Here is a 15393-nt window from a genome sequence, read left to right on the forward strand (position 1 = left end):
CCGACCAATCATATCTATCTGCTCACCATTAAAACGCAGCAGGCGCCGGATGTCAATGAAGGCGGGCGGAAGATCACGGCGGGGAAATGTTTCCGGGCGGGGGCGCATATGCTGGGATGAGGAAGCCGTCGGACGGGCGGCTGGCGGCCAGACAGCGGAGGTGACGCGAATGGCGAGATGGGGAAGACGCGGCATCGCGCATTGGCTCGGCGCGCTCTTGCCGGGAAGGCGCGGCGTCATGCGCATCCGCCGGCGCAGAGGATGGCGCCGGCCCGGCGCGGGCGGACGATTTGCCGCCGGCAGCCGTCCGGCCTCGGGGGGCCGGTTCGTCTCCGGAAACCGGCCCGCATCGGGCGGCCATTTTGTCGCGGGCGGCCGGACCGCTCTGTTCGCCCGTCCGGCGCGGCGCGAACGGCATCGCCGGCCCGCCGGGACGCGAATGCGCGTCAGCTCAAAGCCTCCCCGCCGGGAAAGACGGAAGCTCGGCGGAATGCGGCTGTTCCTGATCGTCTTCCTGTCTTTCTGCGTGTTCGTGACCGCCGCGTTCGTCTATGTGGAGCGCAATCTCCGCCCGCCGCTCATGCATGTCGCCACGATGCGGGTGAAGCAGATCGTGACGCGGGCGATCAACGAGGCGATCAGCAATCATGTGGCGAGCCATGCGAACGCGGAACGGCTCGTGGAATGGCAGAAAAGCGAAGACGGACGGGTGTCCGGCTTCATGCTGAACTATGCCGAGCACATGCGCATCACTTCCGAGACGATCGAGACGGTTCAGCGGACGCTGAACGAAATCAAACATGTGCCCGAGCACATCCCGATCGGCCAGGCGATCGGCAGCGCGGTCATCGCGTCGTTCGGACCGCGCATGCCCGTGCGCTTCGAACCCGTGGGCGCGGCGAAGGTGGAACTCGGCACGCGCCAGCGGGACGCGGGCATCAACATGATTCTCGTGGAAGTGTATATCCGGATTACAGCCGAAATGGCCATCATCATTCCGTTCGATACGCAGCCGGAGACGGTCGTGACGGAAATTCCGATCTCTTATCTGCTCGTCGTCGGCGACGTGCCGATGTACTATTACGACAACAAGGGCAATCCATCCGGATCAACGGCCGATCACGCGCCGAATATCGCGCTGCCGCTGCCGGAACCGGACAAAGAAACCTCCGGCGAGGCGCATGACGAGACCGGAACCGGAAACGAAGACGCCGTGCCGGAGGAATCGTGAGAAAAAGATCCGCGGCCGTTCACCACTTGTACGTGCCGTTCCGTATCCGCTGCCAGTCCTCGCGCTCCCATTTTTTCAGCAGCGGGTAAGGATCGAACGCCCACTCGACGAGACCGCGATCGCGGTACAGGCCGAAATGGAGATGGGGCGGGAACTTGCCCGACGTGCCCGGCTTGCCGTAGCCGGAGCTGCCGACCCAGCCGATGACCTGGCCCGGCTTCACGATGTCGCCGGGCTTCAGGTTTTTGTCGTACCCGGACAGATGGGCGAAATAGTGATACACATTGTCAATGTCCCGGATGCCGATCCGCCAGCCGCCGAACCGGTTCCATCCTTTCGTCTCGACGACGCCGTAGCAGGTGCTGCGGACGGGCACGCCGTAGTCTGCGAAAATGTCCGTCCCCTCGTGAATCCGGTAGCCGCCCCAGCCCCGCGCCGCTCCCCAGGTGTCCCGATACGAGTAGTCGGCGCGGACGGGCAGCGGGAACGCGTGATCGTCGAGATCGAGCCGGTCGAAGGCGGCGTACAGCGCGGAAAACTGCAGGACGCGTTGGACTGCGCGGGTGTTGTGGTAATATTCCCACAGCCCGATGGCGAAATCGTCTTCCGCCGTGCCGGATTTGAGCAACTGCTGCGCGACCGTCCAGAGGATGTCCTCGTCATCCGTCCGGTCGGCGCGTCCGTCGCCGTTGCCGTCCAGGCCGATGCCGCCGAAATGGCGGATGACCGCCGGATTCGTCTCGTTCTCGTCCGGGTTCAGCTCGCCCGCCCACCGTTCGGGCGGCACATAGATGGCGATCAGACCGCGCGGCTGCGGTCGTGATTTCGGACGAGCCTTCGTCAGCGTCCGCTCGTACTGATCGATGGCGGCCAGATGGTGCCAGGGGATGCCGGTCAGCATGCTGATCCGGTCGAACAGCGCGCGGCGTTCGGCATAGACGTCGCGCTCCGGCGTCACCTTGCCGGCCGCGGGCGCCGCCTGGGCGGCGGGACCGGCCGCGGCGGCAAAAAGCGCCAGGGAAGCGCAGGCTGCGGCGATGCGCCGAACGGCCCGCAATGCCGTGTCGAACCGGCTCCCCGCGCCTCTCCGCGTCAACCGAAGCATAGCGTTCCATCGCCTCCTTGTCCTCCGTTAGCATCTGCAGATCATTGGTTTTTATCCGAATCGTGTTATAATAAGAAAGATTATGGCTCCACTCTAGCAAGGGTCTGGGACTGCGGTCCCGCCCGTAAGGAAAGCGGGGATCCCCCATGAGCACACGCGAAAAGCAAAGGCTGCCGAAGCCGGACTGGCTTCGGATCCGGCTTGCGACGGAAGGCAACTATGCCGAACTGAAGACGATGATGCGCGCGAAGACGCTGCATACCGTATGCGAGGAAGCGCGCTGTCCGAATATTTATGAATGCTGGGCGAACCGGACGGCGACGTTCATGATCCTCGGCGACATCTGCACCCGCGCCTGCCGGTTCTGCGCGGTGAAGACCGGCCAGCCGACGGAACTCGATCTGGCCGAACCGGAACGGGTCGCGGAAGCGGCAGAGCAGATGATGCTGCGCCACTGCGTCGTGACGAGCGTCGCGCGCGACGATCTGGCCGACGGCGGCGCGCAGGTGTTCGCCATGACGATCAAGGCGATCCGCAAGCGGCTGCCGCTGTGCAGCGTGGAGGTGCTCATTCCGGACTTCATGGGCAACTGGGATGCGCTGCGCACCGTCATGGACGCGAAGCCCGACATTCTGAACCACAACATCGAGACGGTCCGCCGCCTGTCGGACAAGGTGCGGGCGAAGGCCAAATACGACCGCTCGCTCGAACTGCTCCGGCGGGCGAAGGAGATGCAGCCGGACATTCCGACGAAGTCGAGTCTGATGCTCGGGGTCGGGGAAGAATGGGACGAAATTCTCGAGGCGATGGACGATCTGCGCGCCGTGGACTGCGATATTTTGACGATCGGACAATATTTGCAGCCGACGCCGAACCATCTGCCCGTGGAGCGGTACGTCCATCCGGACGAATTCAAAGCGCTGAAGGAAGAAGGGCTCAAAAGAGGCTTCCGCCATGTCGAATCGGGTCCGCTCGTGCGCAGTTCCTATCATGCCCATGAGCAGGTGCAATCGGCGGCGGCGGCGCTGACCCATTCGGCCGGAAACTGAGCGAAAGGATTCGGGGAAGCATCGGAACAGAACCGGTGCGGGAAATGGGGGTTCATCTTGATCAATATCGGCGGCAGAGTATTCGAGCTGGTGCTCGATCACAAAGGCGGCTGGAACCCCGAAGCCTTCAGGGAACGGTACAGCGAAGTGCTGGACCGCTATGATTACGTCATCGGCGATTGGGGTTACAACCAGCTGAGATTGAAAGGATTTTTCCGCGACAATCATCCGAAAGCGACGAAAGATACGTCGATCAGCCATCTGGTCGACTATCTGCACGAATATTGCAACTTCGGCTGCGCGTACTTCGTCCTGCGGCGGGTGCCGGGGGATGAACGCAGCCGGACGGCGCCGGAAGAAGAGCCGGTCGTGTTCACGCACGCGCTGCCGGCCACCGGCGAGACCGCTGCCGGCCTCGCCGGCAAGGCGGCCGCGCTGCCCGGCGGCGAGCGGCTCATGCGCTGGCGGGCCGACCAGTCGACCGGCCGGGAAGGCCGGGCGCTCCGCATCGCGGCCGAGCGGGCGGAACTGGAGGCGCTCATTCTTCAGCGCGAGCTGCGGGAAGCGCGGGAACAGCGCGAGCAGCAGAAACAGCAGAAGCGGCAGGCGCACAAGAGCCCGGGATTCGGGCAGCAGAAGCCGCAGGGGCAGGGCGGCGGACAGCACGGCGGCAAGCGCGGAGGGGCGTCCGGCGGGCGGCAGGAGCCGCGCGGCGGGCAGCAGAGCCAGGGCGCGCCGGGCAAGGGCGAGCGGCATCCGCATCAGCCGCAGGGCCGGAAGCCCGACGCCGCCCGCGGCGACGCGCATCGCGGCCGGCAGCCGAATCCGCGTTCCGGCGACGCGCCGCGCGGACCGCGTCATCCCAAGGTCGAGCGGGCGGGCGGCGAGCAGCACCGGAACCGGCGGCCGAACGCGCAGCAAGCCGCGCCGGCGGGATCCGGCGAGACGTAAACAGCGAAAAGGGGTTTTCCCGCAGCGGGAAAACCCCTTTTTGTCAGGCTTTTTATTTCTTCACGGCTGCCTCGTAACGCTTGCCGACTTCGTCCCAGTTCACGATGTTCCAGAACGCGGCGATGTAGTCCGGGCGTTTGTTTTGATATTTCAGGTAGTAAGCATGCTCCCATACGTCCAGACCGAGGATCGGCGTGTCGCCTTCCATGAGCGGGCTGTCCTGGTTCGGCAGGCTGTACACTTTCAGCTTGCCTTCCGGCGATACCGCCAGCCAGGCCCAGCCGGAGCCGAAACGGGTCGTGGCCGCTTTCGTGAAGTCTTCCTTGAATTTCTCGAAGCCGCCCAGTTCGCTGTCGATCGCCGCAGCGAGCGCGCCCGTCGGAGCGCCGCCGCCGTTCGGGCTTAAGGTAGTCCAGAACAGCGAGTGGTTCGCGTGGCCGCCGCCGTTGTTGCGAACAGCCGTGCGAATCGATTCCGGTACGGCGTTCAGGTTCGAGATCAGCTCTTCGACCGACTTGCTTTGCAGTTCCGGAGCGGATTCGAGCGCTGCGTTCAGGTTCGTGACATACGTGTTATGGTGACGGCCGTGGTGGATCTCCATCGTCGTCGCGTCGATATGCGGTTCGAGCGCGTTCGTCGGGTACGGAAGCGGTGGCAGTTGATGAGCCATGGTTCGTTTACCTCCTGCGTTCAATTTTTTACAGCATTATTATCCATGATTCGCCGGAATAAATCAACATGGATGTTGCGAAAGTCCGGCGCGAGGAAGGCTTGAATCGGTGACAATCTTCATGTCACCGTCGTGTTGCTATGATCATGACGGGAAGCGAGGGAACCGCGTTGAGACGGATGGACAGGCTGGTGGCGATTCTGATCGCGCTGCAGCAGCGGCCGGAGACGGCGCAAAGTCTGGCGGACAAGTTCGAGGTGTCCAGGCGGACGATTCTGCGGGACATGCAGGCGCTCGCCGAGATGGGCGTTCCGATCTGGGCAGAGCCCGGGCCCGCCGGCGGCTTCCGGCTGATGGAAGGGTACAGGCTGCCGCCGCTGCAGCTGGATTCGCAAGAGGCGCTCACTCTGCTGTTCGCGCTCCGCGCGCTCACGCGGCTCGCCGACACCCCTTTCCGCCAGGCCCGCTGGACGGTGATCGACAAGATCCGGGCCGTGCTGCCGAAGCCGATGCTTGAGGCGATCGAGCCGGTGCTGGACCGGGTGGAAATCGAAGTTCCGGAAAGGAAGGTGAAGACGCCGCATCTGTCCGAGCTGATGGAACACGCCGCCGCGTCCCGCTGGATTCGTGCCGACTACCGGTCCGCCAGCTCCCGGCGCTGGCTGGAGCTGCTGCCGCGGCGCATTTTCGCGGCGCACGGGTTCTGGTATTGCGAGGCGTATTCGGCCTTCCACGGGGAGACGCGCACGTTCCGGGTGGACCGGATGATGAGCATCAAGGCGATCGACGGTCCGTCGCTGAACCCGCCGCGCACCAGCCGCGATGATGCGGAGGTGCGCGCGCCCGCGGCCCCTTTCGTGCGGATCGTCGCCCGGCTGACCTACCGCGGCGCGCTGCTGGCCGAGCAGGACGAGCATATCGGCGAGCGGGTGCGGCAGATCGCGGATGACGAGTGGGAAGTGGATTTCGATTGTCCGGCCGAAGAATGGCACTGGGCGGTGCGCTTCTTTTACACGCTTGGGCCGGATGCCGAGGTGATGGAGCCGGAGCGGCTTCGGCGCGAGATCGCCGGCATGGCGAGGCAGGTATGCGAACGGTACGAACGGCATGCCGGACGGGACGGTCATCGAGCGGGGCGGCAAGAATTTGACGGAGAATGAGGGAGGATGGAACGATGGGAAACAACGAAAGATCGGCTGCTTCGCCCCGGACGTGCTGGACGGGATCATCCGGTATTTGCGCGGCATCACGCTGCCGGACGGCGGGCTGCCCTTCGTCTTCAAGAGCGCGGGCGAATACACGCATGCCCCGTGGTGGAGGGCGGAGCGCGACGATGTGCCCTCGATCAACCCGACCGGCAGCATCCTCGGCCTCCTGTACAAGCAGCGGGTGCGGACGGAGATATTCGCGGAAGAATGGTTCGTGAAGAACGAAGCGTATGTCTGGCGCGTGGTGGAGCGGGAAGAGCCGGCAGGCTACCATGACGGAGTGAACTGGCTGATGTTTCTGCTGCATGCGCCCGACCGGAATCGGGCCGAACGGCACTTGTCCAAGTTCGATGCGTGGCTGGGCCGCCCCGGGACGATCGAGCGCAACCCGGACGCCGAAGGCTATGTGCATAAAGTGCTCGATTGGGCCCCCCGTCCGGACAGCCATGCGGCGAAATTCGTCACGGAGTCGGAAGTGCGGGAGCATCTGGAGGCGCTCGTCCGCCTGCAGCGGGAAGACGGCGGCTGGCCGATCCACTGGCAGACGGTCAGCCCCGGCGCGGAGCTGGCATGGCGCGGCTGGATAACGGTGGAACGGCTGAAGACGCTGCGGGCGTACGGGGTGATTTGAGTCGGGGTGGAATCTGTCGAGGATTCGTTCATATACATTTCGATAAGACGAGACATGGCGCATGGGACCTGCCGGTGAGCCCGAGCATAAAGTAACAATGGAAGGTGCCGCTGTCTGCCGCAGCTGCGAACCCGCATTTCCGAACAAAGCTAACTATTAATGGAAGTAAGCGCTTAAAATACACATCCACGGACAGCATTTCCACGAATGAGACGAATTTTTTAAACTTTTTTTAAGATTTTGCAGGAATCCGTTCATTTTTGTCGTAAATGAAAAGGTGCTTGTCTTTTCTCATTTGACGAAAATGCGGGGGTACTCATTCCATGGTTGTTCGCTCTTTTCAACTGTCGGATTACCGTGCGGTATCGGAGCTGATGGAGTCCGTTCTCTCCGAAGCCTGTTGTGAAGAGACGCGCGAAGCTTTCGCCCGCCAGCTCGGCTGGGACAGCGACCTGATCCTGGTGGCGGAGATTGAAGGCGCCATCGCGGGCTTCATCATCGGCACGATCGACAGGGACCGCGGCTATTACTACCGGATCGCCGTTCATCCGGACTATCGCGGCCGGGGATGCGCGAAGGCGCTGATCCAGGGGCTCAAGATCCGGTTTGAACAGCGCAAGGTAACGCAGGTCATGGTTGCCGCGGACGAGCATAACCAACCGATTCTTCCGCTATACGAAGCCATGGGCTACAAAGCCCAGGATTTCCAAAATTCGAACCGAAAACTCGCGATCATGGCGGGCTGAAGGCCGGCCTTGGGCGTCGAATCGATCGAAGTTCTCACAGCATATGTTGCGCGCCTTGCTTTTGGCCGCAAGATATGCTTTTCTATTCTCAGCGCCCTTGAGGGCATCCGCGGGCGGAGGATGACATGAACAAACCGGCGGAGACCACGGAGACGGATGAACGGTTCGCCGACAGGCGCGAACGGTCCCGGCGAAAGCGCGGCGCGAAGCCGAAGGGATGGCGGGAAGAGCTGGCCGATTGGCTCAAGTCGCTCGCCTTTGCGGTTGTCGTCGTGGCGGTTCTGAAACTGTTCGTCTTCGACCTCACGATCGTGCACGGCATCTCGATGGAACCGACGCTGAAAACGGGCGAGCGGCTGCTCGTCAACAAGATCGGCTACCGGCTGGGCGGACCGGCCCGCGGCGACATCGCCGTGCTGGTCGATCCCGCGCCGACTCCCGGCGAGAGCAAGTATATCGTCAAAAGGGTCATCGGCGTCGCGGGGGACACGATCGAGATCCGCGGCGGCGTGCTGTATGTGAACGGCGAGCGGCTGGCCGAGCCGTACGCGGATGTCGCGATCGCCGGTCCCGATTTCGGACCGCTCACGGTCGAGCCGGGCAAGGTGTTCGTCATGGGCGACAACCGGCGGAGCGGCGCCAGCAAGGACAGCCGTTCGTTCGGGACGGTGCCGGCGGGCAGCCTGCTCGGCAAGGCGGAATTCATCCTCTGGCCGATCCCGCGCTGGAAGAAGATATAGGAGCGACACGGCACGTGAAAGAAGTGACGATCTACACGGACGGCGCATGTTCCGGCAACCCGGGGCCGGGGGGCTGGGGCGCCGTTCTGTTCTATGGACCGCATCGCAAAGAAATATCCGGCGGCGAACCGATGACGACGAACAACCGGATGGAGATCGTCGCGGTCATCGAGGCGCTCAAGCAGCTCAAAGAGCCTTGCGCCGTGACGGTGTACAGCGATTCGGCGTATGTGGTGAACTGCTTCCGGCAGAACTGGATGCAGGGCTGGCTGAAGAACGGCTGGCGGAACAGCAAGGGCAAGCCGGTGGAAAATCAGGATCTCTGGCAGGAACTCTGGTCGCTGATGCAGCGGCATCGGGTATCCTATGTGAAGGTGAAAGGCCACAGCGACAACGAATGGAACAACCGGTGCGACGAGCTGGCCCGGGCCGAGATCAGGCGGCAGTCGCAGCCGGGCTGACGAGAGGAGCGTGGGGTCCGCCATGACGGAGCGGCCCGCGGCGTTTTACGCCGAGCTGAAGGCGGAGATGAAAGCGGCGGCGCGGTCGCTCGGCATCGACAAGATCGGCGTCGCATCGGCGGAGCCGTTCACAGAGCTCAGGCGCACGCTGGAGCGGCACCGCGCGCTCGGCCGCGAATCCGGCTTCGAGGAGCCGGACCTCGACAAGCGGACGAATCCCGCGCTGTTGATGGAGGAACCGCAATCGATCATCGCGATTGCGGTCGCTTACCCGTCGAAGCTGCGCGATGCGCCGAAGTCCGAGCCGGGGGCCCGCCGCGGCATCCTGTCGCGCTCGGCATGGGGGCGCGATTACCACGAGGTGCTGCGGGACCGGCTGGCCCGGCTCGAAGCGTGGCTGCGCGAGCGGGCGCCGGAACTTCGGGCGCTGTCCATGACGGACACGGGCGCGCTCGTCGACCGCGCCGTCGCCGAGCGGGCCGGCATCGGCTGGAGCGGCAAGAACTGTTCGATCATCACGCCCGAGTTCGGTTCCTGGGTGTACCTCGGCGAGATGATCACGAACTTGCCGCTGCCGCCGGATGCGCCGGTCACGGAGATGTGCGGCGAGTGCACGAAGTGCATCGACGCCTGCCCGACCGGCGCGCTCGTCGGGCCGGGCGAGCTCAATGCGCAGGCGTGCGTCTCGTATCTGACGCAGACCAAGGGTTACTTGAGCGACGGGCAGATGCGCAAGATCGGCAACCGGCTGTACGGCTGCGACACGTGCCAGATCGTCTGCCCCGTGAACCGCGGCAAAGACTGGACGCATCACGAGGAGCTGCAGCCGGACCCGGACACGGTCAAGCCGCTGCTTGTGCCGCTGCTGTCGATGAGCAACCGCGAGTTCAAGGAGCGGTTCGGCGCGTCCGCCGCCGCCTGGCGGGGCAAGAAGCCGATCCAGCGCAACGCGGTCATCGCGCTCGGCCATTTCCGCGAGGCGTCGGCGGTGCCGGACCTCATCCGCGTGCTGACCGACGATCCGCGTCCGGTGCTGCGCGGCACGGCCGCGTGGGCGCTCGGCCGCATCGGCGGCTCCGAGGCGGAGCGGGCGCTGCGGCAGGCGCTCGATCGCGAGGCCGATCCCGAAACTTCGGCGCGGATCAAGGCGGCGCTTGAGGCGCTTGAGGCGCTTGAGAATCCCGAGCCGCGGGATGCGGCCGGCGGCCGAGCGGACGACCGCAGGCACGGCGGCGCGGACAGCGGCGTTCCTATATACGAGGAAGGCGCGGCGAAGCCGGGCGTCTGACGCCCGCCGCATGCGCTGCGGAAGGAGGAATGGGTATGGATATGGGGCAACCGATACTTGTCCGCTGGATCGAAATCGATTCGCCCGTCGGACCGCTCGTGCTTCTGAAGGCGGACGGCAGGCTGTGCCGGGTCGAATTCGGCCGGATGGTAGAGCGCCGCGCGGCCTTGACCGCATGGGCGGCCGAGCACGGACTGGCCGGCGATTTCCGGCACGCGCCGGACGATCCGCTGCTCAAGGAAGCGGCGGCGCAGCTTGCGGCCTATTTCCGCGGCGAGCGCTTCCGGTTCGAGCTGCCGACGGCGATGTACGGCACGCCCTTCCAGAAGGCGGTGTGGGCGGCGCTCGCCGCCATTCCGTACGGCGAAGTCCGCTCGTACAAGGCGGTCGCCGGGGCGATCGGCCGTCCGTCGGCGGTGCGGGCGGTCGGCGGGGCGAACAACCGGAATCCGCTGCCGATCATCGTGCCGTGCCACCGGGTCGTCGGCGCGGACGGATCGCTCGTCGGCTACACGGGCGGGCTCGACGCGAAAAGGCGCCTGCTCGAACTGGAGCGGTTGGCCGCGAACGTTGCCCGGCCGCTGGCGAACGTGCTATGATTTAGTGGCATCGCGGGAGAACGCATCATGCAGAAGGGGGGGCGGCCGAAATGAGCGCATGGGATATCATTATACCGATTCTGACTTTGGTCGTCGGCCTGATCGGCGGATTCGCGGGCGGCGTTTTCTATCTGCGCCAGCAACTGATGAAGATGCAGAGCGATCCGGAGATGCTGCAGAAGATGGCCAAGCAGATGGGCTACAATCTGAACAAACAGCAGCTGCAACGCGCGCAGCAGATGATGAAACGGGGGAACATCGGCCGCAAATAGGCCGGTGTGCCTCCGGGGGAGGCGATCATCGAGATGGCAGGCGTGAAGGATTATGCCAATCGGCATGTGGCGGAGAACCGTGCCGAACTGGAGCGGCTCGTCCGGGAAATGCTGCGGATGATCGGGGAAGACCCCGACCGGGAAGGGCTGCTCGATACGCCGGCCCGCGTCGTGCGAATGTTCGAGGAAATCTATGCCGGCTATTCGGTCGATCCCGGCGACGTCCTCGGCGTCACGTTCGACGAGCAGCATGAAGAACTCGTGATCGTGAAGGATATCGTCTATTACAGCCAGTGCGAGCATCACCTCGCGCCGTTTTTCGGCAAGGTGCACATCGGCTATCTCCCGAGCGGCAAAATCGTCGGGCTCAGCAAGCTGGCGCGTCTGGTCGAGGCGGTCACGCGCAAGCTGCAGGTGCAGGAGCGCATCACGAGCCAGATCGCGGACATCCTCGAGGAGAGGCTGCATCCCCACGGCGTCATGGTCGTCGTGGAAGGCGAGCATCTGTGCATGTGCGCCCGCGGCGTCAAGAAGCCGGGCAGCAAGACGGTCACTTCCGCGATCCGCGGGGAATTCCGGGAGAGCGCCGCGCTGCGGGACGAGTTTCTTCAACTGATCCGGATGTAGAAAAGGAACAGCAAACGCGAACAACCATCATCCGCTGCACGCAGCGCTCCGACGGACATCAGTTCCATCGGGGCGCTGGTTCTATTTTTACAGGGGTCAAGGGGTGAAAAAATGAAACGCGTTGCGCTTCTGTTGCTGCTTCTGGCGGCGGCTGCGGGGTGCGGAATCGAACAGTCGTCCTACGCATCGATTTTGATTTATCAAGGTCAGGAATACATCGGGAAGGGGCTGGTGCCGCAAGACGAATACGCGCACGCGGAACCGGTCGGCACCGTGTCCGTCAAGACGGCCCCTGAACGGCTGCCGACGGACGAACTGTCTTCCAACGAGCTCGAGGCCGGAACCGAAATCTGCAAAGCGGATGAAGACATGCTGCTCGCGAAAGTGAACGATCGGGAATACAAAGTGTTCGAACGCTGAGCACAAAGACGAAGAAGGCCCGGCTCCCCCTGACGGAAGAGCGGGCCGTCTTCGCTTCAGAACGGCTCCCACCGGAGCTGCGACGCCTTCGCGAACCGCTCGGCGACGCAGGGCCAGTTCACGACGTTCCACCAATCCCGGATGTAGTCGGCGCGGCGGTTCTGGTGTTTCAAATAGTACGCGTGCTCCCACACATCAAGCGGAAGGAGCGGCACGACGTCCCATTGGGACAGGTTCTGGTGCTTCTCCGCCTGCAGAATCTCGAGCCGGCCGCTGCGCGGGCTCCAGACGAGGATCGCCCAGCCGCCGCCCTCGACCTGCTCCGCCGCCGCGGAGAACTGGCGCTGGAACGCTTCGAAGCTGCCGAAGCTCGCGTTGATGGCGTCGGCGAGCGCGCCCGTCGGCCGCCCGCCGCCCTGCGGCGACATCACGTTCCAGAAAATCGTGTGCAGGTAGTGGCCGGCGCCGTTGAATGCCAGCTCCCGTTCCCAATGTTTCACGAGATCGAACTGCCCGGAGGCGCGGGCCGCCTGCAGCGCCCGCTCCGCCCGGTTCAGACCGTCGACGTAGGCGCGGTGGTGCCGGTCGTGATGGATGCGCATCGTCGCCTCGTCGATGTACGGCTCCAGCGCATCGTAAGCGTAGGGCAGCGGCGGCAGCGTATGCCCGCCGATCGGCACCGCACGCCAGGGCCGGCTGCGATCGGGAGGGCTGCGGTCCTCCGCTTCGCTGCGGAGCTTCTGGCCGGCGTCCGCCGCGCCGCCCGGCTCCTGATGCTCCCGCCGCGCCAGCCGCGCCCGTGCCGCCGCGGCCGCCTGTGCGAGCGCATCCGCCTCCTCCGCGCGGCCGCTGATGCGGGCGCCGTCCGCCAGCCGCTCGAGATGGCCGGCGAACGCTTCGGTCTGGGCGTATGCGGCTTCTTCCAGTGCCCGGCCGTGCGGCTCCGGGATCGCGGCGAACCCGCCTGCCGGATCCGCCCGGGCCTGCCGCCAATACTCGGCACAGCGTGCCGTATAATCGAAGACCGGCACCCAGTCGCCGAGCAGGCGGGCGCCGGGCGGATTGAACGCCGCAATCCGCCGGGACAGTTCAGCGGCCGTCCGCTGCTCTTCCCTTTTCCAGGCGGCGATGGCCTCGGCCGGATCGGACGGCGTTTCGTTCTCGCTCAAGGTCACGGCGCGTCATTCCTCCTTCCGCGTCTCTCTTGCCGGATGCTTCCGTAAGAGATGTATTCGCGGAGCAGGTTATCCTATGCCGGCGAGAAAAGCGGTGACGCGCTGCATATATTCTTCGGTGTGCGTGCGGAACATCATCTCATGCTGCCCGCCCGGCACGATCCAGGCCGACGACAGCGGATGGCGCTGATTCGCGGCGATCGTCTCGGCGATCGAAGCCGGCGCCTTCGCATCGTTCGTCCCGTGGATGAGCAGGATCGGCATGTCGTAGGAGGTGCTTTTGATCCGGTCGGACGGAATGCTGGCGAGGCGGGTGCCGGACCAGAGCGGGAAGAACGCCGCGACGAGCGAAGGCGACGGAAATCCGTCAACCGGCGAGAACTCCGCCAGATTCAGCGCGAGCGTGCCGGCGTCGGCGATGAACGTGCTGTCCAGAATCATCGCCGCGATGTCGTCCGTCAGGAAAGCGGCCTGCAGCGCCGTTCCCGCGCCCATCGAGAAACCCCAGACAATGATTTCGTCCGCGCCGGTCTCCTTCGCGTATTCGATCACCTTGACCAGCTGGCGCGACTCCGTGACGCCGCCCGTCGCCGGCGCCCGGTCTTCGGCGGAGGCGTAGCCGTAATCGAACAGAATGATGTTGTACTCCAGCAGATGCATCGTCTCGGCCAGATCGTACATCGGAACCCACGGTTCCTCCCGGTTCGTGCCGTAGCCGTGGCTGAAGACGATAGTGCGCGAACCGCCGGCCGTGGCGGGGATGTACCAGCCGCTGACGGCGGGAATGCCGCCCGATGCGGGGATGACAAATTCGGAGTAGGCCAGCTGCTTCGCCTGCATCGGATCGGAGGCGAGCGGCGCGACGGCGGGATAGGCGAGCCGCCAGGCGATGAGGCCGTGGGCGGCCGTGAAGATCAGCAGCGCGAACGCCGTCAGGGAGGCGAGCGCGAGGACGGCGACTTTCAGGCCTTTGTGCCGGGGTGTCGCAGGAGCGCGCTGCTCCGCCGGCGGATCGTCGGGCAGAACAGGCAGACCGGGACCGGCGCCGGGCAGCAGCGCGGGACCCGGCAGCGCAGCCGGACCGCTGCTTGAAATGCCGGCCTCAAGATGCATGACCTTCGATCTCATGCGGATCCCCTCCCCCGGAATGTAAGCGCTTTTAATCGGTTACTTTTATCCTACGGGAGCACCGGCATGCGTGTCAATTTGCGTCGACAAGTTGTTAGGCAAGTGTAATCTTGGCGTAAAAAATCGGCCGGAATATTCCTTCATTACCATCTCGTCTCCCCGTCTGCCGCACGTTCTTCCGATTGCCTATGGCCCGCGGACGCGGAGTGCGTTATACTGGTTGATACAGAGTTTCATTGTGCGAAACACCGGAAGTTGATCATGGGAGGCGATCTTCCGATGGACGACGGGAAATCGACGGTCCGCGCGGTCGAACGGGCGCTGGACATTCTGCTGCTGTTCCTCGAGCGCGCCGAATGGTCGATGACCGAGATGGCGGAGCGGACCGGCCTGCACAAAAGCACGGTGCACCGCATGCTTGCCACGCTCGAACACAAAGGTTTTGTCGCGCGGGATTCGCTGACCGAACGCTACCGCATCGGCATGCGGATCTGGGAACTGGCGGCGAATCTGTCCTCCAGCGACGACCCGGCCTCCCTGCTCCTGCCCGAAATGGAGCGGCTGCGCGACATGCTCGGCGAGACGGTCAGCCTGTACGTCCGCGACGGCAAGGAGCGGATCCGGATCCAGGCGGTGCAGAGCAACCAGCCGGTCCGGCGCGTCGCCCCGGTCGGCGCCCGCTTGCCGCTCTACGTCGGCGCGTCGAGCAAGGTGCTGCTCGCCTGGGCCGACGAGGAGACGCTGCGCCTCGTGCTGGACGATCCCGCTTGGCCGGCATCCATCGACCGGACGGCGTTTATGGCGCAGCTTGAAGCCATCCGCGAGACCGGCTATGCGACCAGCTTCGAGGAGCGCGAGCCCGGAGCGGCGGCGGTGTCCGCGCCGATTCTGGACCGTGCGGGCCGTCTCATGGCCGCGCTGTCCGTCTCCGGGCCGTCCGGGCGGCTGACGCCGGAAGTGATGCAGTCGTATGTGCCGGCCATCCGGGAAGCCGCGCGCCGCATGGGCATGATGCTGGGCAAGTGATCCGCCGGCCCGGCATCTCCCGCGTTGTTGTGCAAAGGCTTTCCTGATACGATGGAAGTGTGATGG

General features: G+C 64.6%; 18 protein-coding genes. 14 read left to right on the top strand and 4 right to left on the bottom strand.

Translation table 11 applies throughout. The features are described 5' to 3' along the window. Positions 1-169 precede the first annotated feature (169 nt). Positions 170-1231: a sporulation protein YunB gene (gene yunB, locus KJQ12_RS05495; RefSeq protein ID WP_342344828.1), complete on the top strand. Its 1062-nt coding sequence runs from the start codon at positions 170-172 to the stop codon at positions 1229-1231. A 19-nt stretch (positions 1232-1250) separates the two neighbouring features. Here the strand turns inward: yunB and KJQ12_RS05500 are convergent, their stop codons facing one another. Continuing rightward, positions 1251-2336, bottom strand: coding sequence for a M23 family metallopeptidase (locus tag KJQ12_RS05500; RefSeq protein WP_244860444.1), 1086 nt, complete (start codon positions 2334-2336; stop codon positions 1251-1253). Positions 2337-2482: 146 nt separating this feature from the next. On the opposite strand from KJQ12_RS05500, the gene lipA reads away from it, so the two are divergent. Together lipA and KJQ12_RS05510 are read left to right on the top strand one after the other, a co-directional pair. Continuing rightward, positions 2483-3385, top strand: a complete 903-nt coding sequence (gene lipA, locus KJQ12_RS05505) for a lipoyl synthase (protein WP_213483806.1) — start codon at positions 2483-2485, stop codon at positions 3383-3385. Positions 3386-3442: 57 nt separating this feature from the next. Next, positions 3443-4336 (top strand): YutD family protein, encoded by an 894-nt coding sequence (locus tag KJQ12_RS05510; RefSeq protein ID WP_213483807.1) that lies wholly within the window; start codon positions 3443-3445, stop codon positions 4334-4336. 52 nt (positions 4337-4388) lie between these two features. Here the strand turns inward: KJQ12_RS05510 and KJQ12_RS05515 are convergent, their stop codons facing one another. Then, positions 4389-5006 carry a superoxide dismutase gene (locus tag KJQ12_RS05515; RefSeq protein WP_015255855.1) on the bottom strand — a complete coding sequence of 206 codons (618 nt, stop codon included), beginning with the start codon at positions 5004-5006 and terminating at the stop codon, positions 4389-4391. A gap of 179 nt (positions 5007-5185) precedes the next feature. Here KJQ12_RS05515 and KJQ12_RS05520 point away from each other — a divergent pair, with 179 nt between their 5' ends. From KJQ12_RS05520 to KJQ12_RS05565, 10 genes are all read left to right on the top strand, one after another. Then, positions 5186-6166: a helix-turn-helix transcriptional regulator gene (locus tag KJQ12_RS05520; protein WP_213483845.1), complete on the top strand. Its 981-nt coding sequence runs from the start codon at positions 5186-5188 to the stop codon at positions 6164-6166. Beyond that, complete coding sequence (locus tag KJQ12_RS05525; RefSeq protein ID WP_213483808.1) at positions 6153-6845, top strand: hypothetical protein; 693 nt, start codon at positions 6153-6155, stop codon at positions 6843-6845. Before KJQ12_RS05520 ends, KJQ12_RS05525 begins: the two co-directional genes overlap by 14 nt. 323 nt (positions 6846-7168) lie before the next feature. Continuing rightward, complete coding sequence (locus KJQ12_RS05530) at positions 7169-7591, top strand: GNAT family N-acetyltransferase (RefSeq protein WP_015255852.1); 423 nt, start codon at positions 7169-7171, stop codon at positions 7589-7591. Positions 7592-7716: 125 nt separating this feature from the next. Then, positions 7717-8331 carry a signal peptidase I gene (gene lepB / locus KJQ12_RS05535; RefSeq protein ID WP_213483809.1) on the top strand — a complete coding sequence of 205 codons (615 nt, stop codon included), beginning with the start codon at positions 7717-7719 and terminating at the stop codon, positions 8329-8331. A gap of 14 nt (positions 8332-8345) precedes the next feature. Then, positions 8346-8792 (top strand): ribonuclease HI, encoded by a 447-nt coding sequence (rnhA, locus tag KJQ12_RS05540; protein WP_015255850.1) that lies wholly within the window; start codon positions 8346-8348, stop codon positions 8790-8792. 22 nt (positions 8793-8814) lie between these two features. Beyond that, positions 8815-10080: a tRNA epoxyqueuosine(34) reductase QueG gene (queG, locus tag KJQ12_RS05545; RefSeq protein WP_213483810.1), complete on the top strand. Its 1266-nt coding sequence runs from the start codon at positions 8815-8817 to the stop codon at positions 10078-10080. A 41-nt stretch (positions 10081-10121) separates the two neighbouring features. After that, positions 10122-10679, top strand: a complete 558-nt coding sequence (locus tag KJQ12_RS05550; RefSeq protein ID WP_342344829.1) for a methylated-DNA--[protein]-cysteine S-methyltransferase — start codon at positions 10122-10124, stop codon at positions 10677-10679. A gap of 50 nt (positions 10680-10729) precedes the next feature. Then, positions 10730-10951, top strand: coding sequence for a YneF family protein (locus KJQ12_RS05555; RefSeq protein ID WP_213483812.1), 222 nt, complete (start codon positions 10730-10732; stop codon positions 10949-10951). Positions 10952-10984: 33 nt separating this feature from the next. After that, positions 10985-11578 carry a GTP cyclohydrolase I FolE gene (folE, locus tag KJQ12_RS05560; RefSeq protein ID WP_015255846.1) on the top strand — a complete coding sequence of 198 codons (594 nt, stop codon included), beginning with the start codon at positions 10985-10987 and terminating at the stop codon, positions 11576-11578. A 111-nt stretch (positions 11579-11689) separates the two neighbouring features. Beyond that, positions 11690-11998 (top strand): hypothetical protein, encoded by a 309-nt coding sequence (locus KJQ12_RS05565; protein ID WP_213483813.1) that lies wholly within the window; start codon positions 11690-11692, stop codon positions 11996-11998. A gap of 56 nt (positions 11999-12054) precedes the next feature. On the opposite strand, the gene KJQ12_RS19560 is transcribed toward KJQ12_RS05565, so the two are convergent. Together KJQ12_RS19560 and KJQ12_RS05575 are read right to left on the bottom strand one after the other, a co-directional pair. Then, a complete protein-coding gene (locus KJQ12_RS19560; RefSeq protein ID WP_244860446.1) occupies positions 12055-13173 on the bottom strand; it encodes a superoxide dismutase in 1119 nt (372 codons plus the stop codon). Between the two features lie 69 nt (positions 13174-13242). After that, positions 13243-14301 (bottom strand): alpha/beta hydrolase, encoded by a 1059-nt coding sequence (locus KJQ12_RS05575; RefSeq protein ID WP_213483814.1) that lies wholly within the window; start codon positions 14299-14301, stop codon positions 13243-13245. Between the two features lie 279 nt (positions 14302-14580). Between KJQ12_RS05575 and KJQ12_RS05580 the strand changes: the two genes are divergently transcribed. Then, positions 14581-15327, top strand: a complete 747-nt coding sequence (locus KJQ12_RS05580; protein WP_015255834.1) for an IclR family transcriptional regulator — start codon at positions 14581-14583, stop codon at positions 15325-15327. The last annotated feature ends 66 nt before the right edge of the window (positions 15328-15393 follow it).

Origin of the sequence: Thermobacillus xylanilyticus (genome assembly GCF_907165215.1) — a bacterium.
Taxonomy (GTDB): domain Bacteria; phylum Bacillota; class Bacilli; order Paenibacillales; family Paenibacillaceae; genus Thermobacillus; species Thermobacillus xylanilyticus.

Excerpts from the sequence above, each read along its gene's own strand:
- KJQ12_RS05500 (WP_244860444.1), bottom strand. The coding sequence starts at position 2,336 with ATGCTTCGGTTGACGCGGAGAGGCGCGGGGAGCCGGTTCGACACGGCA.
- lipA (WP_213483806.1), top strand. The coding sequence starts at position 2,483 with ATGAGCACACGCGAAAAGCAAAGGCTGCCGAAGCCGGACTGGCTTCGG.
- KJQ12_RS05580 (WP_015255834.1), top strand. The coding sequence starts at position 14,581 with ATGGACGACGGGAAATCGACGGTCCGCGCGGTCGAACGGGCGCTGGAC.
- KJQ12_RS05565 (WP_213483813.1), top strand. The coding sequence starts at position 11,690 with ATGAAACGCGTTGCGCTTCTGTTGCTGCTTCTGGCGGCGGCTGCGGGG.
- folE (WP_015255846.1), top strand. The coding sequence starts at position 10,985 with ATGGCAGGCGTGAAGGATTATGCCAATCGGCATGTGGCGGAGAACCGT.
- KJQ12_RS05520 (WP_213483845.1), top strand. The coding sequence starts at position 5,186 with ATGGACAGGCTGGTGGCGATTCTGATCGCGCTGCAGCAGCGGCCGGAG.
- queG (WP_213483810.1), top strand. The coding sequence starts at position 8,815 with ATGACGGAGCGGCCCGCGGCGTTTTACGCCGAGCTGAAGGCGGAGATG.
- KJQ12_RS05530 (WP_015255852.1), top strand. The coding sequence starts at position 7,169 with ATGGTTGTTCGCTCTTTTCAACTGTCGGATTACCGTGCGGTATCGGAG.
- KJQ12_RS05550 (WP_342344829.1), top strand. The coding sequence starts at position 10,122 with ATGGGGCAACCGATACTTGTCCGCTGGATCGAAATCGATTCGCCCGTC.
- yunB (WP_342344828.1), top strand. The coding sequence starts at position 170 with ATGGCGAGATGGGGAAGACGCGGCATCGCGCATTGGCTCGGCGCGCTC.
- KJQ12_RS05575 (WP_213483814.1), bottom strand. The coding sequence starts at position 14,301 with ATGAGATCGAAGGTCATGCATCTTGAGGCCGGCATTTCAAGCAGCGGT.
- KJQ12_RS05515 (WP_015255855.1), bottom strand. The coding sequence starts at position 5,006 with ATGGCTCATCAACTGCCACCGCTTCCGTACCCGACGAACGCGCTCGAA.
- lepB (WP_213483809.1), top strand. The coding sequence starts at position 7,717 with ATGAACAAACCGGCGGAGACCACGGAGACGGATGAACGGTTCGCCGAC.
- KJQ12_RS05555 (WP_213483812.1), top strand. The coding sequence starts at position 10,730 with ATGAGCGCATGGGATATCATTATACCGATTCTGACTTTGGTCGTCGGC.